The 20676-nt window shown below is 66.2% G+C and carries 19 protein-coding genes; 6 read left to right on the top strand and 13 right to left on the bottom strand.

Annotated elements, in window-relative coordinates; translation table 11 throughout:
* Positions 1-119: 119 nt before the first annotated feature.
* Positions 120-2441: an HAD-IC family P-type ATPase gene (locus tag AC1DRE_RS20510; RefSeq protein ID WP_476986343.1), complete on the bottom strand. Its 2322-nt coding sequence runs from the start codon at positions 2439-2441 to the stop codon at positions 120-122.
* Positions 2442-2670: 229 nt separating this feature from the next.
* Here AC1DRE_RS20510 and AC1DRE_RS20505 point away from each other — a divergent pair, with 229 nt between their 5' ends.
* The gene (locus AC1DRE_RS20505; protein WP_476986342.1) at positions 2671-3069 is read left to right on the top strand and encodes a hypothetical protein; all 399 of its coding nucleotides are present in this window, start codon (positions 2671-2673) and stop codon (positions 3067-3069) included.
* Positions 3070-3081: 12 nt separating this feature from the next.
* Here AC1DRE_RS20505 and AC1DRE_RS20500 read toward each other — a convergent pair whose 3' ends face one another.
* The 7 genes from AC1DRE_RS20500 to AC1DRE_RS20470 all read right to left on the bottom strand — a co-directional run bounded on the left by AC1DRE_RS20500 (position 3082) and on the right by AC1DRE_RS20470 (position 10255).
* Positions 3082-4203, bottom strand: coding sequence for a Gfo/Idh/MocA family protein (locus AC1DRE_RS20500; protein ID WP_476986341.1), 1122 nt, complete (start codon positions 4201-4203; stop codon positions 3082-3084).
* Positions 4200-4988, bottom strand: a complete 789-nt coding sequence (locus tag AC1DRE_RS20495) for a ThuA domain-containing protein (RefSeq protein ID WP_476986340.1) — start codon at positions 4986-4988, stop codon at positions 4200-4202. The genes AC1DRE_RS20500 and AC1DRE_RS20495 overlap by 4 nt, the downstream gene beginning before the upstream one ends.
* 70 nt (positions 4989-5058) lie before the next feature.
* Positions 5059-5919: a carbohydrate ABC transporter permease gene (locus tag AC1DRE_RS20490; protein WP_476986339.1), complete on the bottom strand. Its 861-nt coding sequence runs from the start codon at positions 5917-5919 to the stop codon at positions 5059-5061.
* Positions 5920-5926: 7 nt separating this feature from the next.
* A complete protein-coding gene (locus tag AC1DRE_RS20485; protein ID WP_476986338.1) occupies positions 5927-6958 on the bottom strand; it encodes a carbohydrate ABC transporter permease in 1032 nt (343 codons plus the stop codon).
* Between the two features lie 9 nt (positions 6959-6967).
* Positions 6968-8203: a sugar ABC transporter substrate-binding protein gene (locus AC1DRE_RS20480; RefSeq protein WP_476986337.1), complete on the bottom strand. Its 1236-nt coding sequence runs from the start codon at positions 8201-8203 to the stop codon at positions 6968-6970.
* A 104-nt stretch (positions 8204-8307) separates the two neighbouring features.
* Positions 8308-9330 carry a LacI family DNA-binding transcriptional regulator gene (locus tag AC1DRE_RS20475; protein WP_476986336.1) on the bottom strand — a complete coding sequence of 341 codons (1023 nt, stop codon included), beginning with the start codon at positions 9328-9330 and terminating at the stop codon, positions 8308-8310.
* 184 nt (positions 9331-9514) lie between these two features.
* Positions 9515-10255: a GAF and ANTAR domain-containing protein gene (locus tag AC1DRE_RS20470; protein WP_476986335.1), complete on the bottom strand. Its 741-nt coding sequence runs from the start codon at positions 10253-10255 to the stop codon at positions 9515-9517.
* Positions 10256-10638: 383 nt separating this feature from the next.
* Between AC1DRE_RS20470 and AC1DRE_RS20465 the strand changes: the two genes are divergently transcribed.
* The gene (locus tag AC1DRE_RS20465) at positions 10639-11964 is read left to right on the top strand and encodes a phosphoribosyltransferase family protein (protein WP_476986334.1); all 1326 of its coding nucleotides are present in this window, start codon (positions 10639-10641) and stop codon (positions 11962-11964) included.
* A 22-nt stretch (positions 11965-11986) separates the two neighbouring features.
* On the opposite strand, the gene AC1DRE_RS20460 is transcribed toward AC1DRE_RS20465, so the two are convergent.
* Positions 11987-13030 (bottom strand): glycosyltransferase family 4 protein, encoded by a 1044-nt coding sequence (locus tag AC1DRE_RS20460; protein ID WP_476986333.1) that lies wholly within the window; start codon positions 13028-13030, stop codon positions 11987-11989.
* 268 nt (positions 13031-13298) lie between these two features.
* Between AC1DRE_RS20460 and AC1DRE_RS20455 the strand changes: the two genes are divergently transcribed.
* Positions 13299-14969, top strand: a complete 1671-nt coding sequence (locus AC1DRE_RS20455) for a GAF domain-containing protein (protein WP_476986332.1) — start codon at positions 13299-13301, stop codon at positions 14967-14969.
* Positions 14970-15022: 53 nt separating this feature from the next.
* On the opposite strand, the gene AC1DRE_RS20450 is transcribed toward AC1DRE_RS20455, so the two are convergent.
* Entirely contained in the window at positions 15023-15655 is a 633-nt protein-coding gene (locus tag AC1DRE_RS20450; RefSeq protein WP_476986421.1) for a response regulator, read from the bottom strand.
* Positions 15636-16343, bottom strand: a complete 708-nt coding sequence (locus tag AC1DRE_RS20445) for a hypothetical protein (protein WP_476986331.1) — start codon at positions 16341-16343, stop codon at positions 15636-15638. The genes AC1DRE_RS20450 and AC1DRE_RS20445 overlap by 20 nt, the downstream gene beginning before the upstream one ends.
* A 200-nt stretch (positions 16344-16543) precedes the next feature.
* Here AC1DRE_RS20445 and AC1DRE_RS20440 point away from each other — a divergent pair, with 200 nt between their 5' ends.
* The 3 genes from AC1DRE_RS20440 (at position 16544) to AC1DRE_RS20430 (ending at position 18959) form a co-directional block, all read left to right on the top strand.
* A complete protein-coding gene (locus AC1DRE_RS20440; RefSeq protein WP_476986330.1) occupies positions 16544-16861 on the top strand; it encodes a DUF3040 domain-containing protein in 318 nt (105 codons plus the stop codon).
* 185 nt (positions 16862-17046) lie between these two features.
* Positions 17047-17919, top strand: coding sequence for an NAD-dependent epimerase/dehydratase family protein (locus AC1DRE_RS20435; protein WP_476986329.1), 873 nt, complete (start codon positions 17047-17049; stop codon positions 17917-17919).
* Positions 17920-17927: 8 nt separating this feature from the next.
* Complete coding sequence (locus tag AC1DRE_RS20430; RefSeq protein WP_476986328.1) at positions 17928-18959, top strand: aldo/keto reductase; 1032 nt, start codon at positions 17928-17930, stop codon at positions 18957-18959.
* Between the two features lie 141 nt (positions 18960-19100).
* On the opposite strand, the gene AC1DRE_RS20425 is transcribed toward AC1DRE_RS20430, so the two are convergent.
* Together AC1DRE_RS20425 and mmsB are read right to left on the bottom strand one after the other, a co-directional pair.
* Positions 19101-19310: a hypothetical protein gene (locus AC1DRE_RS20425; protein ID WP_476986327.1), complete on the bottom strand. Its 210-nt coding sequence runs from the start codon at positions 19308-19310 to the stop codon at positions 19101-19103.
* 47 nt (positions 19311-19357) lie between these two features.
* Entirely contained in the window at positions 19358-20671 is a 1314-nt protein-coding gene (gene mmsB, locus AC1DRE_RS20420) for a multiple monosaccharide ABC transporter permease (protein ID WP_476986326.1), read from the bottom strand.
* Between the last annotated feature and the right edge of the window lie 5 nt (positions 20672-20676).

The following is a 20676-nucleotide window of genomic DNA, read 5'->3' as shown; positions in this document are numbered from 1 at the left end:
AATCAGTTGATCAGTCGCAGGCGGGCGGATGCCGACCGTTGCCCCTCCACCCTAGGTGCAACCGGCTTCCAAAGTGCCATACGCAGTTATGCGTCCATGGCTGCGCGGTCCGCATCGCGTCATATGTTGAGGCGGCGGCGTAACCGGAACACGATCTCGACGGCGGCGCACCCGCCAAGCGCCGCCAACAGGGCGGCGTTGCGGAGCTCGTTCGGGGGCCACGAGATGCCGAAGAAGTCTGCCATAACGGGGACGGTGAGCAGCGCGAGGAGGCCGGCATACATTGAGGCGACGATGAGGAGACGCCAGCGGTTCAGCGGCCGGGAAAGCACCACGAGCACCCAGAGTGCCACCAGGGCGAGCACCATGACCGACCCGGTCCGCACGGAGCCCTCCCCGTACACGCCTGCGATCGCCGCAAAGGCGTTCAGTGTAAGGACGGCCGCAGTGATGATGAGGCCGGCGGGGACGGCAAACGTCAGGGAGCGTTTGAGGAAGCCGGGCCTGTAGAGCCGGGCGTTGGGCATGAGGGCGAGGAAGAAAGCGGGGATGCCGATGGTGAGCCCATCGGTGGCGGAAAGCTGTCGCGGCAGGAACGGAAAGCCCCACAGCAACCCGCCGAAGACCACCGAAAGGGCAATGGCATACGCTGTCTTGGCAAGGAACAGCATGGAGACGCGCTCGATGTTGGCGATGACCCGCCTTCCCTCGGCCACGACGCCGGGAAGCCTGTCGAATCGGCCGTCCAGGAGCACCAGCCGGGAGACGGCCTTGGTGGCCGCGGCGGCGGTGCCCATGGCAATCCCGACGTCCGCCTCCTTCAGCGCCAGGGCATCATTGACGCCGTCACCGGTCATGGCCACCACGTGGCCCCGGCTGCGCAGTGCGGCGACCATCGCCTTCTTTTGCGCGGGGGTGACCCGGCCGAATACCTTGTGGTCCTGCAGGACGTCCGCCATGAGTTCGGGATTGTCCGGCAGGTCGCGGGCATCGTAACCGTCAGTGGAGTCCAGGCCTACGTCGCGGGCGACTGCCGCCACGGTCCGCGGATCGTCACCGGAGATAATGCGGAGGTCGACGCCCTGTTTCCGGAAGTAGGCGAGGGTCGTGGCGGCGTCGGGCCGTATCTTTTCGCGGAATGTCAGTAACGCGGCAGGCACCAGCACGGACGGCAGGGCCGGCTCCACCGCTTCCCGGGCTGCCATGGGCTGCCCGGCATGGGCCAAAACCAGGGTCCGGAGGCCTGACGATGCCAGTACGGCTGCCGAGGCCAGGGCCTGGACGTGTCCCGGGGTCGTGGAACCGAGGACGAGTTCCGGGGCGCCCAGAACCCAGGTGCCGGGCGCGGACCCGTCGTTGAAGCTGACCGCGCTCCATTTCCGGGACGACGCGAAGGGGACGGAGGATACCGGGCGGGGGACGCCGTCGTCCTTGTAGACGGCGGCGAGGCAGCGGGCGGTGGCGTTTGCATCGGGGTCGGCCCCGAACCAGCCCAGTGCCTCCTTCCACCCTTGAACCGGTGCGGCGCCGGCGTCGTGCCTGGCGTCGAAAATGATTCGTCCTTCAGTGAGGGTGCCGGTCTTGTCCAGGCACAGCATGTCCACCCGGGCGAGCCCTTCCACGGCTGCCAGTTCCTGGATGAGGACCTTGCGGCGCGCGAGCCGCAGCCCGCCCAGGGCGAAGGCGACGCTGGCCATGAGCACCAGGCCCAGCGGAATCATGGCGATGACACTGGCCACGGTGCCCACCGCCGCGGTCTTCCAGGCCCCTGTGGCCAGCGCTTGGCTCCAGCCTCCCTGGGCGTGCATCTCCCCGTTGACAACGATGGCCATGACGGGGAGGAGGCCCCAGGTGATCCAGCGCAGGACCCGGTTGAGGCCGTTGCGGATTTCCGAGTTCACCAGGGAAAAACGCTTGGCCGCCGTCGTGAGCTTGCCGGCGAAGGAATCGTCCCCCACGCGGACAACCTGCGCCCGGCCCTGGCCGCCAACAACACTGGACCCGGCCAGGACCTCGGAGCCCGCCTCCTTGTCCACGGGGTTGGATTCGCCGGTGAGCAGGGACTCGTCGATTTCCAGCCCGTTGGCGTCGAACACGGTGGCGTCCGCGGGCACCTGGTCCCCGGCGAAGAGCAGGATGACGTCGTCAAGGACCACCTCGGCCGTCGGAATGTCCTGGATGGCGCCGTCCCTCAGGACCCGTGCGTGCGGGGAGTTCAGCACCGCAAGCCGGTCCAGCGACTTCTTGGCCCGGTACTCCTGGACCACCCCGATGACGGCGTTGCCGACGGCGGCGAAGCCGAAGAGGGCGTCCTGCCACTGCCCCAAGGCCAGGAGCAGCACGAAGCTCCCAGCCACAATGGCATTGAACAGGGTCAGGACGTTCGCGCGGAAGATGTCCCACAGGCTGCGGCTGGATGCGTTGGAGACCAGATTGGTCAAACCTCCGCGGACACGTTCAGAGACGTCCGCACTGGATAGGCCGTTGCCGCGCCACCTGTCTTTGCCAAACCGGTGGGTGCGTTGCCCCGTCACCATGTGTGTTGCTCCCTTAGGCATGCGCCGCTCGTAGTCCATAGTGTGGCATGCCGGCCGGCCCGCGGACCGCTTTGAAGCGCCCGGCGGATCTGGCCCGCATCAAGAAGCGCACGGGAACGGTACCATCATGATCATGCCCGGAGTTCTCGACATTGCAGGTCCCATCCTGGAAGTGCTGACCTGGATTTGCCTGCCCGCCGGCCTGATCCTCCTCGTGGTCGTGGGGACGATGAGGCGGTTCGAGGATCAGTGGACCAAATCGGAGGGCGTGGTCTACTCCGACGAAAGCGGCGTCGGCTTCCGTTGGTTCGACCACCATTACCAGGTCCACAACGCACCGATGTCTCCGCACGACATCCGGCACATGGCGCCGGGGGACGCCGTCACCATCCATTACGCGGTGAAGACGCCCACCCGGTGGCAGACCACTGAACCGGAAGTCCGGGGAGAAGCCGCCGGAGTCCTAGGCTGGATCCTGGCCGGCATCGGGGCGGCAGCCATGGTCGTCGGCTTCCTGCTGCCGATGTTCTAGGGTGCTGACAGCCTAGGACCCGGACAATGCCGTCCGGGCCGAAGGCCAGGACTTGAGGACCTCCAGCGCGCCGGGATCGCGCTCTTCCAGGATTGCCTGCCGGTGGGACTCTTCCAGCAGGGCATCGACGGAGACCCTCGTTCCGGTTGAGGCGCTGAGCACGGCAGCCTCCACCATCGCCAGGCTCATGATGTTGCGGTGGACTTGTCCCATCGGGGTGCTCCCGTTACGGAGCGCTGCCACAAAGTCCCGCAGCGAGCCGGCGATTTCCTGGCCGGGGTCGGGGCTGGTTGCCGGATCTGTGGCTTCGGTGGACTCCACCGTGGGCTCGTTGTCACCGTCCCACAGCACGGTGCCGTGTTCGCCGCTGATCCGCCATGAAGCGTTCCACGACGTCTCCTTCCCGGGGCTGCACCAGCTGCCGGTGAAAACGAAGCGCTCGCCGCCGGTCATCTCAAAGATGGCACTGGCCCCGGCATCTCCGCGGTACCAGCTCCAGGACGGGTTGTACTCCTCGCAGAAGACGGAGACCGGGTCGGCGTCGAGCAGGAACCGGGCCATGTCGAACTGGTGGATCGCCATGTCCAGCAGGAGCGGGTGGTCCATGGCATCGCGGAAGCCGCCGAAGTGCGGGGCCTTGAAGAATTCGGCCGAAACGATCCCCACGCTGCCCAGTGAGGCGGCCAGGCGCTTCGCCTCGAAAAGCTGCCGGTTGTAACGGCGGGACTGGCTGACCATGAACAGCTGCCCGGACAGTTCGGCGGCGGCGGCAAGGGACAGGCCCTGCGCCACGGTGGAGGCAACCGGCTTTTCGCCCAGGACCGGCAGGCCCGCGGACAGCGCCTCGGCGGTCACCGGGTGGTGCGCGGCCGGGACGGTGACGTTGATGACGGCCCGCGCCCCGACGTCGGCCGCCAGTGCGGCGGTGCCCGTCCCGACCGCAAGGTCCGGGCGCCCGATGGCGGCGGCTGCCGCGCCGGCGGCCTCAAGGTCCAGGTCCACGATGCCGGCCAGTTCCACCTCGGGCGATAGTTCGACCGTGTTCAGCCAGGCGCGGCCCATGCCGCCGGCGCCGACGACGACGACGCGCAGGGGAGTTCCGTCGTCGGGAATAGTGGCGAAGGGGGTGCTCACGCGGTGGCCCCCTGGTAGCTCTTGCCGTTGAAGAAATCGTTCGTCTCGTAGCGCAGCAGCTCGGGGTAGGCGCGCTCGGGACGGTCGGTGACGGCCCACTCGACGGCGTTCGCGATGACGCGGCGGACGTCCTTGTGGTGGTACACCGGGTAGTCCTGGTCGCCCGGGCTGAAGAAGAAGATCTTGCCGTGGCCGCGGCGGAAGGTGCAGCCGGAACGGAACACTTCGCCGCCGCTGAAGGCGCTGATGAACACGAGCTCTTCGGGGGTGGGGATGTCGAAGAATTCGCCGTACATTTCCTGCTGGTCGATCACGATGGGGTGCGGCACACCCTTGGCGATGGGGTGCGTGGGGTCCACGGTCCAGACAAGTTCGCGGTCCTGCTCGGAACGCCAGCGTAGCGTGCAGGACGTGCCCATGAGCTTGGTGAAGATCTTGGACCAGTGCCCGGAGTGCAGCACGATCAGGCCCATGCCGGCGAGGACGTGGCGGTGCACGCGCTCCACGATCTCGTCCTCCACGTCGCCGTGGGACATGTGCCCCCACCAGGTCAGGACGTCCGTGTTGGCCAGGACCTCCTCGGTGAGGCCGTGCTCGGGCTCGTCCAGCGTGGCGGTGCGGACGCTGGCTTTGGACCCAAGGTTTTCCTCGATGCCGGCCTTGATGGCGCCGTGCATCCCGTCGGGGTAGAGGCGGGCGACCAGTTCGTCGCGCTTTTCGTGCCGGTTCTCGCTCCAGACGGTGACGCGGACGGTGCCGTCCTGGGGGGTTGGTTGCGGGGTCATGGTTTCTCCTTGGATGTTGAAAGTGTCGAAGGGAGCCGTCATTTGACGGCGCTGTTATTTGACGGCGCTGTTATTTGACGGCGCCGCCGGTTGTGCCAGCCGCGATGTACTTCTGGGCCGCGACCAGCAGGATGATGGCCGGAATGGAGGCCAGCACCGCTGTCGCCATGACCGAACTCCAGTCGTTCACATAGGCACCGATGTACTGGAAGATGCCCAGCGTCACCGGCCGGACGGCTTCGGTGGTGGTCAGAGTCAGGGCGAACAGGAAGTCGCTCCAGGCGAACAGGAAGGTGAACAGCCCGGCAGTGATCAGCGAGTTCCGGCTCAGCGGCAGCACGATGGACCAGAACGCGCGGAGGTGGCCGGCGCCGTCCACCCTGGCCGCCTCGATCACCGAGGCCGGCATGCCGTTCATGAAGGCCCGGATGATCAGGATCGCGAACGGAATGCCGTGCGCCGAGTCCGCCAGGATCAGGCCCGGGATGGAGTTGAGCAGGCCCAGGTCGTTGTAGGCGGTGTACAGGGCGTTGGCCACCACGATGCCGGGGATCATCTGGCTGATCAGGATCGCGAACAGCACGATGCCGGCGCCACGGACCTTGAAGTAGGCCAGGGCGTACGCTGCCGGAGCGGCGATGGCCAGGCTCAGCACCACGCTGCCGAGCGAAATGACCAGGCTGGTGCCCAGGTTGCCGCCCTGCTCGCTGATGGCAGTGGCGTAGCCGGTGAAGTCCGGTTTAAGCGGTAGCCAGGATGTTTCCAGGGTGGTGCCGTTGGGCTGCAGCGAGGCGTTGACCATCCAGTAGACCGGGAACAGCATGACGGCCAGGAAGAAGATGGCCAGCGCCGTGGACCCCCAGTTCTTGCGGTCCGTAACGGGGGCGGAACTACGGGTGAGGCCCGGGCGGGAGGTGGTTGTCGTCGTCATGGTTTCCTCACTCATCTACGGCTCGCCGGCTGGCGCGGAGGTACAGGACCGCGAACACCAGCGAAATGATCACCAGGATGTTGCCCAGTGCGGCGCCCTCGCCGAACTTGAACTCCTGGAAAGAGAGCCCGTAGGACTGCGTTGCGATGGTCTGGGTGGAGTTGGCGGGGCCGCCGTTAGTCAGGCCCAGGATGATGTCCAGGACCTTGAGCGTGTACACCACGCCGAGCACCAGGACCACGCTCACCACCGGCCGGAGCATGGGCCATGTGATGTGCCGGAATGCCTTCCAGCCAGAGGCACCGTCCAGCGAGCCCGCCTCATACAGCTCGTCGGGGATTTCCTGCAGGCCGCCATAGAGGATGGTCAGGTTGAACGGAATGCCGATCCAGATGTTCACGCCGACGACGGCGATCAGCGCCAGTGAAGTGCTGGTCAGCCACGGCACCCCGGTGTCCACGATGTTCAGGTCGCCCAGGAACCGGTTCAGGGCACCGCTGTCCTTGTCCAGGATCCAGCGCCACACGGCGCTGGAGACAATCAGCGGCAGCAGCCACGGCAGGAGAAGCAGGCTCCGGAGGATCCCGTTGAGCGGGAACTTCCGTTGGAAGAAGACGGCCAGCGCCAGCCCGATCACGAACTGGCCCAGGATGGACCCCACCGTGAACAACACAGTGTTGAGCAGGGACGTGGAGAACAACGACGACGACAGGACCGTCGCGTAGTTGGCCAGCCCCACCCATGGGGCTTCGCCGGTGAAGAACGTGGCGGTGGTGTAGTCCTGGAAGCTCATGACGATGTTCTTGACCACGGGGTAGCCGAAGAACAGTGCCATGTAGACGACGGCGGGGACCAGGAACAGCCACTGGAAGAGGCGCTCGCGGCGCTGGCGGCTGCGTCGCCGCGGCGCCGGAGCAGTGCCGCCCGGCTCGTCCCCGGATCCGGCCCTGCCCGGGCCAGGCCGGCGGCCCGCGCCCTTTCGCATGCCCGGCTTGCCGTTCGGGGGAGTGGCCTGCGACAAATCAGTTGTCAGTGACATGGCCGCTGCCTACTGTCCCTGCGCTTGCTTCAGGGCTTCCGACGGGGATGCCTTGCCGGTGAGCGCGGTCTGGATGGCGGTGTAGATCTTGGTGGCCTGCGCGGGCCATTCCTCGCCGAGCTGGCCGGTGCGGGCGCGGGCCGTCTTCACGAGTTCGGTGAAGGTGGCGAGTTTGGGGTTCTCCTCGGCGAATGTGGCGGCCAACGTGGTCTTGGAAGGGATGGTGTTCCGGACCTTGGCCATGGCCAGCTGGTTTTCGTCGCTGTTGAGGCAGGAGACCACCTCTGCGGCTTTGGCCTGGCGGGCCTTGTTCCCGGTCTGGGGAACGGTCCAGACTTCGCCGCCGAGCGGGGCAACCACGGTCTGGCCGGCTTCCCGGACCGGGATCTTCACCACGCCGTACTGCAGCGAGGCCTGCTTGTCGAGGGAAGGGATCTGCCAGGGTCCGTTGACCATCATGGCTGCCTTGCCGGCCAGGAACTGGTCCTTGACGTCGGCCTGGGTCCAGTTCAGGGCGGAGGAGGATACGGAACCGTCCTTCACCAGATCGGTCCAGAGCTGCAGGGCCTGTGCCGTTTCCTCAGTGTCGATGTTCTTTTCGTTGCCGCCGTTGGACCACATGACCGGCAGGAACTGCCAGGTGCCTTCATAAGTGGGGTTGGCGTTGAACGCCAGCCCGTACTGGTCGCCCGAGGTCAGCTTGGCGGCCGCCGCTTCCAGCTCGTCCCACGTGGCGGGCGGGGTGACGCCGGCCTTCGCCAGGATGTCCTTGTTGTAGAACAGGGCGATGGTGTTGACGGTGGGGGCCAGCCCGTACACCTTGTCCTTGTAGGTGCCCGCGCTGAGGACACCGGCGGCGAAGTCGGCGGTGCTGATGTCGAAGTCAGCCAGGGGAGCCAAGGCGCCCGTGGCCGCAATCTGCTGCAGGTCAGGGTTGTCCAGCATCAGCACGTCGGGCAGCGTCTTGGATGAGGACTGCTGGAGGACCTTGGAGATCAGGGATTTGCCCGGGACCGTCTCCCGTTTGATGGTGACCCCGGCCTTGGTGCCGCAGGCAGTCAGGGCATCGCCGATAAAGGTTTTGTCCGGCTCGTTGTTGTAGTAGTCCATGACGGAGATCTCCGATACCGGCTCCGTCGAGGAAGACGAAGCGGCGGTGCCGCAGCCGGAGAGCAGGATGGGCAGGCCCACGAGGGCGGTCACGGCCACGGCCAGGGGCCGGCTGTTCCGAAGTGCTGACTTCATTGTCTGTTTCCTTGTGTTGTTGGGTTGTGCGAATTGTCGGAAAAGCAGATCATCGATGCGTATCGACGATGGTCAAATAAAAAGTTCGGGCAGGGAAGGCGGAGCTAATCGCCGTGGGGTGGACGGAGCGTGCTGGAACGGTGCGTTATGACCGTGGGGACCAACTCCAGGGATTCGTGTGGTCCCTGGGAGTCGGCTTCGAGAAGCTGGCAGATGATTTTCACGGCCCGGCGGGAGACCTCCGCTGGGCGCAGGTCGATGGTGGAAAGCGGGATGGGCTGGAGTTCGGCCAGCGTGGGGGTGGCACTTCCGATGATGGAGACGTTCACCCCCGGGGTGAGGCCCCGGGAGGCCAGGGCCCGGCGGAGGATGTCCTGGACGGTGCGGTCGGGGGCGATGAACGCCGGCACGCCTTCAGTCGCGGCCAGGGCCTTGTCCACGGAATCTGCAATAGTAGCCTGGTCCGGGCCGCCCGGGAGGTGCTGCACGGACACACCCAGGGCCTCGGCAGCCGCGTCGGCGCCGCCCATGAACCGGTCCACATAATTCACGTGGCGGTTCACCACGGCAGGTTGCCAGTCGATGATCGAGATGACGGAGTGTCCCGCGGCGGCAAGGTCCCGGACACAATGCTCGCCGGCCATTTCGAAGTCCGCATCGATGCAGACGAGTCCGGACGGATCGCGGGGAATGCCGATCAGCAGCACCGGGACGTTGAGGGTCCGGGCCACCGGTAGCCGCTCGTCCTCGTCTTCCACCTGCATGAGTATCAGCCCGTCGCAGATCTGCTGGCCGACCACGCGGCGGAGCCCGGCGGCCCCTTCGTCCTCGGTGACCAGCAGGATGTCGTGGTCGTACTGCCGTGCGGTGGAGGCAATCACGGAAACGAACTCCATGATCGAGGCCATCTCCAGTTCAGGGATGAAAGGGATGACCAGGCCGATGACGCGGGTCTTGCGGCTGGCGAGAGCCCGTGCCCCGGCGTTGGGCTGGTAGGTCAGCTGCTCAATGGCGGCCTCGACCTTCTTGCGGGTCTTTTCCGAGATGGGCCGCTTGCCGCTCAGGACGTAGGAGACGGTGCTTTGGGCGACGCCGGCCGCTTCCGCGACGTCTTTGCTGGTTGGCACGCTTTCCCACCTCCTGTGCGTCCGGGCCTGCCGGATGCCGGGCCATTTGGGTTTCGGGCCTGGTTGATCCCGCTGTCGATACGCATCGTCGATACGCATCGAGAAAAAGTATGGCACGCATCACACTCCGGTGCAACGTTTATTTTTGGCGTGCGTGGGCCGGCGGGTGGCGAGCCGGATCCTGTTACAGCTCGAAGTGCGTCCTGGCAGGCCCGTGGCCCAGGGAGTCGACGATGGCCGTTGCCACACCGTGCAGCTTGACGTTCCGGGCGCTCGAGGCGGACTTGAGCAGCTGGAAGGCCTCCTCCTGGCTGCACCGGTTCTGCGCCATGATGATGCCGATGGCAACGTCGATGGCGGTGCGGGACTCCAGTGTTGCCTTCAGGTTTGCCGCCGTCTCGCTGAAGTGGGCGAACCTTACGGCCAGCCGGAGGGCCAGGGACGTCTGGCTGACGAAGTCCTCGGCGAGCTCCAGGACCTTGCCCTCGAACCGGCCGGGCCGGTGCGAATAGAGGTTCAGCGCCGCCCGGGTGTCGCCGTCGAGCCGGAACGGCACGGCGAGGATGGACCGGACTCCGTGGCCCAGGACCGTGTCCGAGTACTTCGGCCAGCGGTCGTGGTCCGCAAGATCCCTGATGTGGACCGTCTCCTGGTCGCGGGAGGCGGTCATGCACGGGCCGTCACCGTAGGCGTACTGGATTTCGTCCATCGCCTGCGCTTCCGGGCTGCTGCTGGCCACCGTCGCTGCCTTCTTCTGCCGGAGCAGCGTGATGCCGCACAGGACGGCATCCCCTGGTTCGGACAGGCTGCGCGCGGACACGCGTGCGAGTTCGTAGAGGAATTCCTCTACATCTGAGCTGTTCAACACCATTTCGTGCAGGTGCTGGCTGATGGACGTTCCGTTTGCGGTCGACTCGCTGGCCACGATGTTCTTGCTGCCGTTTCGTTCAGGTCAAAACGAACCGGCAGCACGGCCACCCACCCCGAAATGTGACTGGCGGGGAAGCACGCAGAGAAGCCGGATCGTAGAACTATCCAACGGCTCTCTGCTAAACCGTACCGGGAAAGTATATACATCCCTTGCCGGGCTCCGGTCGCGTGTGACATTGGGCGCCGGGGGCCGGGCGGGCGGCTGCAGCGATGCCCTCGATGTCCTCTGAATCCGGGCCGAAAGGCCCTTCGCTCCCGGCTCCCGCCTGCCGGATAGTGGGAGAAGGGCGGTCGCCGAAGCCCCTCCCCGCATCCCTGCCTACCGATGGATTGCCCGGACGCCGACAGCGGCCAATGTCACACTGCGAACGGCTGGCGATGAGCATTTTCGAGGACAGGGTTGAAGCGGGGCGGCGGCTTGGCCAGCGCCTCGAGTACCTTCGAGGCCAGAACATCGTGATCCTCGGACTGCCCCGCGGTGGTGTTCCCGTCGCCTTCGAAGTCGCCGCGGCGCTGGACGCGCCCCTGGACGTCATTGTGGTGCGGAAGCTGGGAGTGCCGTTCCAGCCTGAGCTGGCGATGGGAGCCATCGGTGAAGGCGGGGCACGCGTGCTGGACAAGCACATCATCTCCCGCGTCAGGGTGTCGGAAGCCGAACTCGCAGCGGTTGAGGAACGGGAGCGCGCCGTGCTCGAGACTCGGGTGGAACGGTTCAGGAAGGGACGGACCCGCATGGACCTGACAGGCCGCACCGCCGTGATTGTCGACGACGGCATCGCCACCGGTTCCACGGCGCGCGTGGCGTGCATGATTGCCCGGCAGCTGGGCGCTGCCAAGGTGCTGCTCGCAGTTCCGGTGGCCCCGGCAGACACGCTCTCGACCCTCAGCGAAGCGGACGAAATCGTATGCCTGGCCACGCCCCGCCACTTCACCGCCGTGGGCTATCACTACCGCGACTTTTCCCCCACAGGCGACGACGAAGTGGTGCTGCTGCTCGACGTGGCAGCCAAGCGGCTGCACAGCGCCCAGTCCGCCGCCAACGGGATCGGCGTCGATGAGGACGTGCAGATTGAGGTAGGCGCAGTGCAGCTCCAGGGGCACCTCTACCTCCCGGTGAGGGCGGCGCCCGTGGTGGTGTTCGCCCACGGAAGCGGCAGCAGCAGGCACAGTCCCCGCAACCGTTTTGTGGCCTCGCTCCTTCAGCGGGCGGGGCTTGGGACGCTGCTCCTTGACCTGCTTACCCCCGCCGAGGAACTCAACCGTGCCAATGTGTTCGACATCGAATTGCTTGCGGGCCGGCTGGCGGGGGCAACAGCGTGGCTAGCCGGCCGGCCGGACACCTCCGGAAGCCGCGTGGGGTACTTCGGTGCAAGTACGGGCGCCGGCGCAGCGTTGTGGGCGGCGGCGGAACCCGGAGCGCGGATCGGGGCCGTAGTTTCGCGCGGAGGCCGTCCGGACCTCGCCGGCAAGAGGCTCCCTGCCGTCCACGCGCCCACCCTCCTGATAGTGGGCGGTGCCGACCGAGAGGTGCTGGAGCTCAACCATTGGGCCCAGGCCCTGATGCGGTGTCCCAACCAGCTCTCGGTGGTTCCGGGAGCCACCCACCTGTTCGAGGAACCCGGGACGCTGGCTGAAGCTGCGGCACTGGCCAAGGACTGGTTCGTCCGCTACCTCGTGCCGGGCGGAAGTGAGTGGACGGGGTGACGGATTTGGGCGGGGCGGGCACCTAGCCGCCGTGCTGGGGCAGCCTGTCCTCCAACACGTCGCGGTATAGCGAGACATGGTCGGCCACCATGCGCCCGATGCTGAAGCGCATCTCGGCCGACTGCCGGCACGCTCGCCGGTCCAGGGCCGACGCCAGGACCAGGGCTTCGGCCAGTTCCCGGATGGTGCCGCGGAGGTAGCCGGTGACGCCGTCCTCCACGATTTCAGGGGCCGCGCCGGAACCCGTACCCACCACGGGAGTGCCGGTTGCCAGTGCTTCGATCATCACCAGGCCGAAGGGTTCCGGCCACTGGATCGGGTTGAGGAATGCTGCCGCACCGCCCAGCAGCTGGTACTTTTCCGCTGCGGTCAGTTCACCGAGGAACTCCACGTCCGGCCCCAGAAGCGGGGCAACCTGGCTGTCGAAGTAGTCGGCCTCCTCCTCGCCCTGGATGCGGGCGGACATCAGCAGCCTGAGTCCCGCCTCACGGGCGGCCAGGATGGCTTCCCTCGGGCCCTTGTCCGGACTCATCCGGCCGAGGAACGCCGCGTAACCGCCGCTTCCGTCGCCCACCGGAACGGCGTCCACGTCGATGCCGTGGTGGATTACCCGGGCGACGCTGATGCCTTTGGCATCGGCGGCCTGCCGATGCGAGATCGCCACCATGGAGACGTCGGGCCCCATTAGCCGGTAGAGATCTCCAAGGTGCGAGCTGAACGGCCCGTGGCTGGTGGTGACCACGGGCAGGGCGGCCGGGCGGTAGCGGAAGAAGGGGCCGGCCACGGTGTGGTCGTGCACCAGGTCCACATCCGTCATGGCGGCATAGGCGCGGGCCACATGGTACAGCTCGGCACCGGCGAACCAGGTGGCGGATGTGCCCATGCTCGGCTTCGGCATGTCCGGCACGAGCGGAACGGGGCACGTGCTTCCCGCCGGGGCAGCCAGCAGCACGTCATGACCGGCCGCAACCAGCCCGCGGGCCAGCCCGTCCACCACCACCTCGGTGCCGCCGTAGCGTGGTGGAGGCACCGGCAACCATGGCGGGGCGATCAGTCCGATGCGCACGTCCGATCACCTCCTCACATCCGGGGAGCCGCGGTATTCCGCTGTTTTAGGTTCCCATCCGCGCCTGCGGGTTTCCCAGTGCCTTTAGTCCCGCACCGTTTCCCTTGAGCGGCTGTGCCCGTCTTGGTACTGTGTTGTCATCAGTCTGGGGTTGATTTATTGGAACTCGGTGAAGAAGTCCGCCGTGTGAGTCTCGTTGCATGGGGGAGTCGCATGAGCCCAGACCTTCCGGTTTTCAACCCGTACCTATCCTGCGTTCGATGGCGCCATGTGGCGTGAACCCATCCGGAGACGCACCGAGGACCTGCTCCGCGACTTCGTAGCCCGGGCGGACGAGCTGGTGCGCGCCCAGGACCAGATGCAGGGCCTGCTTGGCGCCGTAGTCTCACTCACCGAAGACCTCAGCCTCGAAGCCGTCCTTGACCGTGTGGTGCAGTCCGCCTGCGAACTGGTGGGAGCGCGCTACGGCGCCCTTGGCGTGCTCGACGACCACCACCAACTGGGACACTTCATCACGGTGGGAATTGACGACGACGGCATCCGGCTGATCGGTGAGCTCCCCACCGGCCGCGGCGTACTCGGGCACCTGATCAACCAGCCCGAAGCCCTGCGGCTGGACGACCTGGGAGCCCACCGGATGGCCAGCGGGTTCCCGCCGAACCATCCGGATATGAAGACCTTCCTCGGCGTACCGGTGCGTGTGCGGGGTGCGGTATTCGGGAACCTTTACCTGACAGAGAAGCTCGACGGCGGACCGTTCACCGCGGAGGACCAGGAGCTGGCCTCGGCCCTGGCGGCGGCCGCGGGAGTCGCCATCGAGAATGCGCGGCTGTACGAGGATACGCGGCGGCGCCAACGGTGGCTTGAAGCCGGGCTCGAGGTCAGCGACCAGCTGAGTTCGGCGCTGTTTCCCGGTGAAACGGACAACCTGGACCTCGTGGCCGAGCGGGCGTTGACCGTTTCGGATTCGATCCTGGCTGTGGTGGCCTATCCCGATGCCGACGGCACCCAGCGCTGCCGGACGATGGTGGGCGTCCAGTCCTTCCCTGCCGGCCAGGAGCTGCCGGCATCGAAGATCGTCGCCGAGGTCATTGGCACCGGAATGTCGGCGCTGGTCCGGGATCCCAGCGATGTTTTCGGGCCCGGAACTGACGCGAAACTGGGTCCGCTGCTGGTGGCGGCACTGGGGCGCAAGAGCAGTGAATGCGGCCTCCTGATCCTCGCCCGGCCCGCAGGAGCGGCCCTCTACCTCCAAGCCGACATCCAGTCGAGCGCCGTCTTCGGTTCCCGGGTCGGGCTGGCCCTGGGGCTGTTCCGCGCGAGGGAGCGTAGGGAAGAGCAGCTGCTGTCCACCGACCGGGACAGGATCGCCCGGGACCTGCACGACCTGGTGATCCAGCGGCTGTTCGGGGCGGGCCTGAGCATGCAGAGCCTGCGGCGGTACATCCCGGACCCCGTGGCCCAGGACCGCATCTCGGCGGTTACCGCGGAGCTGGACAGCACCATCCACGAACTCAGGGACACCATCTACTCGATGCGGACCGGCCATGGCCAAAAGGAGCCGCTGACCGGCCTCATTATGCGGACCATCCACGAGGGGATCCGGAACTCTGAATTTTCACCCAAGGTCCAGCTGACGGGACCGGTGGACGAAGCGGTGCCCGACGCCGTCGTCGAACAGCTGCTGCCTGTGCTGTCCGAGGCCTTGAGCAACGCAGTACGGCACTCGGGCGCCGACGAAATCGACATCACCCTGACTGCCGGGACAGACGGTGTGGAGCTCAGGATTGCGGACAACGGCTGCGGGTTCGAAAACCCCCTGCGTGTCAGCGGAATCGCCAACATGAAGCACCGGGCCGTGGCCCTGGGCGGGGAGTGCTCCATCAAGAGCAGCCCGGGGCGCGGCACCCGCCTGACCTGGAGCGCCCCCTCCAGATGACCCGGGACAAGGTGACCCGGTAGGCACCGGGACGGTGCGGTAGGCGCCGGGACCTAACTGCCCAGCTCGAAGCCCAGCTTCACCAGGATCCCGGCCACCTGCATTTTCACTGCGGCCCGGGCAAAGCTGGTTTCCTCGCTGATCTCACGGTTAGTCAGGCCCTGCCCCATCAGGGCAAGAACCTCCAGCTCGTGCGGGCTCAGGCCGCTACGGTCCGCCTGGACCCTGTACAAGCCCTCCATTACCCTGCGTTTGGCCCCCGGCGCCAGCAACGATTCGCCGGTGGCCACCTTGCGGATTCCCTCGATGAGGGCGGTTCCGGGCAGTTGCCGGAGCACATAGCCGGCCGCCCCGGCCAATACCGCACTGCCCAACGCATGGTCGTCGTCGTAACTGCTGAGCAGCAGGCACCGGAGCGACGCGTTGTCGGAGAGGATCTCCCGGCACACCTCGATGCCGGTGCCCTCCGGCAGGTGCGCCCCGATCACCACCAGATCCGGGTTCAGCCCGGGGATCCCTTGGCTCGCCTCGGCGGCCGAGCCGCTCTCGCCCACCACCACGAAGTGCGCCTCTTCCAGCAGCTCCCGGAGCCCCAGCCGGACCAGGGCATGGCTGTCGAGGATGTATACCCGCGTCCCCCCAACAACGTTGTCCCCGTGTGCTGGGTCAGTGGCCACGGTGAGCATCACCCGGTCCTGGTTCATCGGAATGGTAGCCGCCCTGCCCGTGGGCCGGTTGCCGGCGGCTGTGGAAGGCGTAATACAACAGGTACACGCCAGCCACCAGCGGGACCAGGGCAGTGATGTAGTCCATGGCGCCGAGAGTCACGGTGGACTGAACGGCGAACGACAGCCCCAGGGCGGCAAGCACCGCAGCCGGGATCAAGGGCCATTTCATCCGCTCCGGAATGAGGGCCAGAGCGCCGAAGGTGGCGGCGAGGCCCAGGAACAGCACAGCCGCCACCGGTGTTCCGTCGAGTCCGGGCGGCAATGCCACCACCAGGGCCAGGGTGAGCAACACGCCGCAGGGAATCAGCGCCCACCAGTTGGCCTGTTCACGGAAGTACACCGCCGCGAAGCCGGCGGCGATAAAGAGGAAGAACAACGAGCCCGGCCAGTCGCCCGCTTGTCCGGGCCACAGCCCGGTGGTGGCGATGACTGCGGCCAGCCCCAGGAGGACAAACCCCGGAATGGCCGCCCACCAGTTGGCGCGGCTTCTGGAAAATACCGCCAGGAAGGCCGCGCCGGCGGCGCCAAAGACAAACGGCCACACCAGCACCCCGGAGTTGACCACTTCCAGCGAGTCCAGCAGCAGCAGTGCGCCCGCCAGCAGCAGGATTGCGCCTGCAGTGATGCTCGCCGTTGCTGCTTTCATGACGATGCTCCCGGGACGTGGCGCGCGGTGCTCACCGCGCTCATGAATTCAGGTTAGGGCTTGGCACCAACCGGGATTAGGGCACAAAGTCACTGAACACGGTAGCCCTGAAGCCACCGGCTTTCGTCCATGTCTTTTGGCTCTATTGACATAACGCCAGACTGGACGATCCTTAATATCAATCCAGTTCGGAGGTAACGATGCCGCTTTCTGAACATGAAAGGGACATCCTCAAGCAGATCGAAAAGTCGCTCCTCGAGGATGATCCGCGATTCGCCGCGCGTATGGAAGGCCGGCGGCGTTTACTGATGCGCCGGGTGGTGCTCGGGGCGTTGTGCGTGGTCTTCGGATTCCTCATGGTGATCGCAGGTGCCGTCCTGCAGCTGCTGTATTTAGGCGTCTCCGGCTTCGCGGTGATGGTGGCCGGTGGCTACTACGTCTCGCTGGGGATCGGTCCGAGCAGGCTTCCGTTCGGCCGCCCGAGCCTCGGCCTGCCAGGCCAGTCACAGCATATCTAAGAACCCCATACGCCTGTTCCGTCCGAGCCGTGTGCTCCCACAGGCAGGGCCGCTTCTTCCTAGGACTCAGAGGGCCAGCCAAAAGGGCTGCGCGCGTGCCGCAGCGCCCCTAGGGTGGAATGACGACGGCGGTGCCGGAAGACCCCCGGTGCACTGCTGCCGCCAACAACCCAGAGGAGTTCCTGATGAGAGTTGCTGTTACCGGAGGAAGCGGGAAGCTGGGCAGAAGCGTGGTCCGCAGGCTCGCCGCGGACGGGCACAACGTCCTGAACCTGGACCGCTCGGGCGCGAGGGCCCGCGGCTTCACCCAAGTGGACCTGCGCGACTACGGCCAGGTGCTGGACGTCATCCTTGGCCTCGATGACCGCCACCAGGGCTTCGACGCGGTGGTCCACTTGGGTGCCATTCCGGCGCCCGGCCTGGCGCCGGACGCCGCCACCTTCGAGAACAACATGCTGGCCACCTACAACGTCTTCCAGGCCGCGCGCCGTGCCGGGATCAAACGCATTGTCTACGCCTCCAGCGAGACGGTGCTGGGACTCCCGTTCGACGTCGAGCCGCCCTATATCCCGGTGGACGAGGAATATCCGGCCCGGCCGGAGAGTACGTACTCGCTGGTCAAGCACCTGGAGGAGCAGATGGCCATCCAGCTGACCCGCTGGGACCCGGAACTGAGCATTGTGGGACTGCGGTTCTCCAATGTCATGGACCCTGAGGACTACGAGGACTTTCCGGCCTTTGACTCCGACGCCACCCTGCGGAAGTGGAACCTGTGGGGCTACATAGACGGCCGCGACGGCGCCCAGGCCGTGGCCAGGGCGCTGGAGAACGGCAAACCCGGGTTCGAGGCGTTCATCATTGCCAACGAGGACACGGTCATGAGCCGGTCCAGTGCCAGCCTGGCCGCGGAAGTCTTTCCCGGCGTCAAGGTGACCCGGGAACTCGGCGAACACGAGACCATGCTGTCCATCGACAAGGCGAAGCGTCTCCTGGGCTACGCCCCCGAGCACAGCTGGCGCAGCTACCACCCGAACCGCACCACCCCCACCGAGGACTGAGGAGCACTATGGAATACCGCACACTGGGCAACAGCGGCGCCGTCGTTTCCAACTACGCGCTGGGCACCATGACATTCGGTGCTGAGGCCACCGAGGACACCTCGTTCGCCATCCTTGATGACTACTTTGCAGCCGGCGGCAACTTCATCGACACCGCGGACGTCTACAGCCAGGGGGTCTCGGAGCAGATCATCGGCAGCTGGCTGGCGGCCCGTCCCGACGTCCGGGACCGCGCTGTTGTGGCCACCAAGGGACGCTTCCCGATGGGCAAGGCTCCAAACGATCTCGGAACCTCGCGCCGGCACCTGACGCGTGCCCTCGACGATTCGCTGCGGCGCCTCGGCGTCGAACAGATCGACCTGTACCAGATGCACGCGTGGGATCCCATCACCCCGCTGGAGGAAACGCTGCGCTTCCTGCACGACTCCGTCAGCAGCGGCAAGATTGCCTACTACGGCTTCTCCAACTTCCTGGGCTGGCAGCTGACCAAGGCGGTGCACGTCGCCAGGGCCAACGGCTGGAGCGCCCCGGTCACCCTGCAGCCGCAATACAGCCTGCTGGTCCGCGAAATTGAATCGGAGATTGTTCCCGCCTCCCTCGACGCCGGCATCGGCCTGCTGCCGTGGTCACCCCTTGGCGGCGGCTGGCTCTCCGGCAAGTACAAGCGTGACGAGGCACCGGCCGGTGCCACCAGGCTCGGGGAGAATCCGAAACGCGGGATGGAAGCCTGGCAGGCCCGCAACGACAATCCGCGGACCTGGGAGGTCATCGGAACCGTGGAGAAGATCGCGGCGGACCATGGCGTAAGCGCCTCGCAGGTCGCCCTGGCCTGGCTGGCGGACCGCCCGGCGGTGACGTCCGTGATCCTCGGGGCCCGCACCACGGAGCAGTTGGCGGACAACCTTGCCGCGGCGGACCTGCGGCTGTCGGAGGACGAAACCCGGCGCCTGACCGAGGTCAGCGAGCCGCAGCTGGGCGTGTACCCGTACGGTCCGATGGCACAGGAGCAGCGCTCCCGGAAGATCGAGGGCGGGCGCTAACCAGCGCCGGAAGCACAACGGACGGAACCACCGAAAAAGGAGGCCGACGGCGGCATGTGACTGCCGCCGTCGGCCTCCCTTGTGTGGTCTGTGTTGCCGTCAAACTTCAGCCATAGCATGGATGCACGAGAGCACCCGACTTCAGCGAATCAGTTCGCGGGTCGTTCCGAACGGAACCTCTTCGGAAAGGGCCACGGTGTAGTGTCCGGGCTGGTTGCGGGTGACTAGGATCCCGTGGGTTCCCGTCAGCATCGCCACCTCCCGGAGGTCATTGACGGCGGCCTCGAGGCGTTCGTCCAGAATGCGCCGAGTGGTGACCTGAATGTCGATCGGCTCAATGAGTGTGGGCATGGGCTGTCCTTCTCTGGCTGGGCAGGGCGTCCGGTGCGTGGACCGGCTCAGGGGTTGCTGACGGTGCTTGCCTGCTCGGTGCCGGCTGGCACAGCCACCGGGCGGTCCTGGGCCGGTTCCTTGGTTTCGGCACCGGCAGGAGGTGTCGTCCTGAGCTTGAACCGCTTTCCGATGGCAGATCCGCCGCCGCTGCTGCGGTTCTTGTTGAAGATGTCGAAGCCGACGGCGAGCAGGAGCACCAGGCCCTTGATGAGCTGCTGGTAGTCGGTGCCGAGGCCGAGGATCGACATGCCGTTGTTGAGCACACCCATGATCAGGCCGCCCACCATGGCTCCGGCCACGGTGCCGATGCCGCCTTGTACTGCGGCACCGCCAATAAAAGCGGCAGCGATGGAGTCCAGCTCGAAGCCTGTGCCGCCGGCCGGCTGGGCGGAGTTCAGGCGGGCCGTGAACACGAGGCCCGCCAGCGCGGCAAGCACACCCATGTTGACGAACAGCCGGAACGTCACTGCTTTGGTCTTGATGCCTGACAGTTCGGCCGCGTGGAGGTTTCCGCCGATCGCATAGGTGTGGCGGCCGAAGATGCTGTTGTTCATGAGCGCCGAGTAGACGATAACCAGGACGGCCAGCACGATCAGCACAATGGGCGTTCCCCGGTAGCTGGCGAGCAGGAAAGTGATGGTGAGCATCAGCAGGGCGATGAACCCGGTTTTGATGGCGAACCACGCCATGGGTTCGTTTTCGAGGTTGAACTTGCGGCGGACGCGGCGTTCCTTGATGGCCTGGAAGAGGATGGCTGCCGTGCCTCCGACGCCCAGGATAACGGTCAGCCATTCGAGTACGGAGGTGCCGCCGGAGATGTCGGGCAGGAAGCCGCCGCCGAGGGCGCGCAGTTCAGCGGGGAACGGGGTGATCTGCTGGTTTTTGAGCGTGATCAGGGTCAGTCCGCGGAAGATGAGCATGCCGGCGAGGGTCACGATGAACGCGGGGATTCCAACGTAGGCGATCCAGTAGCCCTGCCAGGCGCCGACAAGGGCGCCGACGAGTAGGCAGGCCGGGATGGCAATCCACCACGCCCAGCCCCAGTGGACGATCATCACACCCGATACGGCGCCGATGAAACCGGCGATGGACCCCACGGAGAGGTCGATGTGGCCGGCAATGATGACCATGACCATGCCGATGGCCAGGATCAGGATGTAGCTGTTCTGAACCACGAGGTTGGTGACATTCTGCGGCTGCAGCAGGATGCCGTCGGTCAGGACCTGGAAGAGCAGGACGATCAGGATCAGGGCGACGAAGATGCCAACCTGGCGGAGGCGGCTTGTGAGGAAGCCAAGGGATTCTCGTAGGGCGGACATGTTCG

The organism is Arthrobacter sp. P4_H3 (assembly GCF_056400885.1).
Note: the sequence above shows the minus strand (reverse complement) of the source record. Positions and strands in the feature narration are given on the sequence as shown.

Bases quoted from the DNA above. Each gene is read 5' to 3' on its own strand.
- AC1DRE_RS20505 (WP_476986342.1), top strand. From the start codon at position 2,671: ATGCCCGGAGTTCTCGACATTGCAGGTCCCATCCTGGAAGTGCTGACC.
- AC1DRE_RS20495 (WP_476986340.1), bottom strand. From the start codon at position 4,988: ATGACCCCGCAACCAACCCCCCAGGACGGCACCGTCCGCGTCACCGTC.
- AC1DRE_RS20490 (WP_476986339.1), bottom strand. From the start codon at position 5,919: ATGACGACGACAACCACCTCCCGCCCGGGCCTCACCCGTAGTTCCGCC.
- AC1DRE_RS20485 (WP_476986338.1), bottom strand. From the start codon at position 6,958: ATGTCACTGACAACTGATTTGTCGCAGGCCACTCCCCCGAACGGCAAG.
- AC1DRE_RS20480 (WP_476986337.1), bottom strand. From the start codon at position 8,203: ATGAAGTCAGCACTTCGGAACAGCCGGCCCCTGGCCGTGGCCGTGACC.
- AC1DRE_RS20465 (WP_476986334.1), top strand. From the start codon at position 10,639: ATGAGCATTTTCGAGGACAGGGTTGAAGCGGGGCGGCGGCTTGGCCAG.
- AC1DRE_RS20455 (WP_476986332.1), top strand. From the start codon at position 13,299: ATGTGGCGTGAACCCATCCGGAGACGCACCGAGGACCTGCTCCGCGAC.
- AC1DRE_RS20450 (WP_476986421.1), bottom strand. From the start codon at position 15,655: ATGCTCACCGTGGCCACTGACCCAGCACACGGGGACAACGTTGTTGGG.
- AC1DRE_RS20445 (WP_476986331.1), bottom strand. From the start codon at position 16,343: ATGAAAGCAGCAACGGCGAGCATCACTGCAGGCGCAATCCTGCTGCTG.
- AC1DRE_RS20440 (WP_476986330.1), top strand. From the start codon at position 16,544: ATGCCGCTTTCTGAACATGAAAGGGACATCCTCAAGCAGATCGAAAAG.
- AC1DRE_RS20435 (WP_476986329.1), top strand. From the start codon at position 17,047: ATGAGAGTTGCTGTTACCGGAGGAAGCGGGAAGCTGGGCAGAAGCGTG.
- AC1DRE_RS20430 (WP_476986328.1), top strand. From the start codon at position 17,928: ATGGAATACCGCACACTGGGCAACAGCGGCGCCGTCGTTTCCAACTAC.
- AC1DRE_RS20425 (WP_476986327.1), bottom strand. From the start codon at position 19,310: ATGCCCACACTCATTGAGCCGATCGACATTCAGGTCACCACTCGGCGC.
- mmsB (WP_476986326.1), bottom strand. From the start codon at position 20,671: ATGTCCGCCCTACGAGAATCCCTTGGCTTCCTCACAAGCCGCCTCCGC.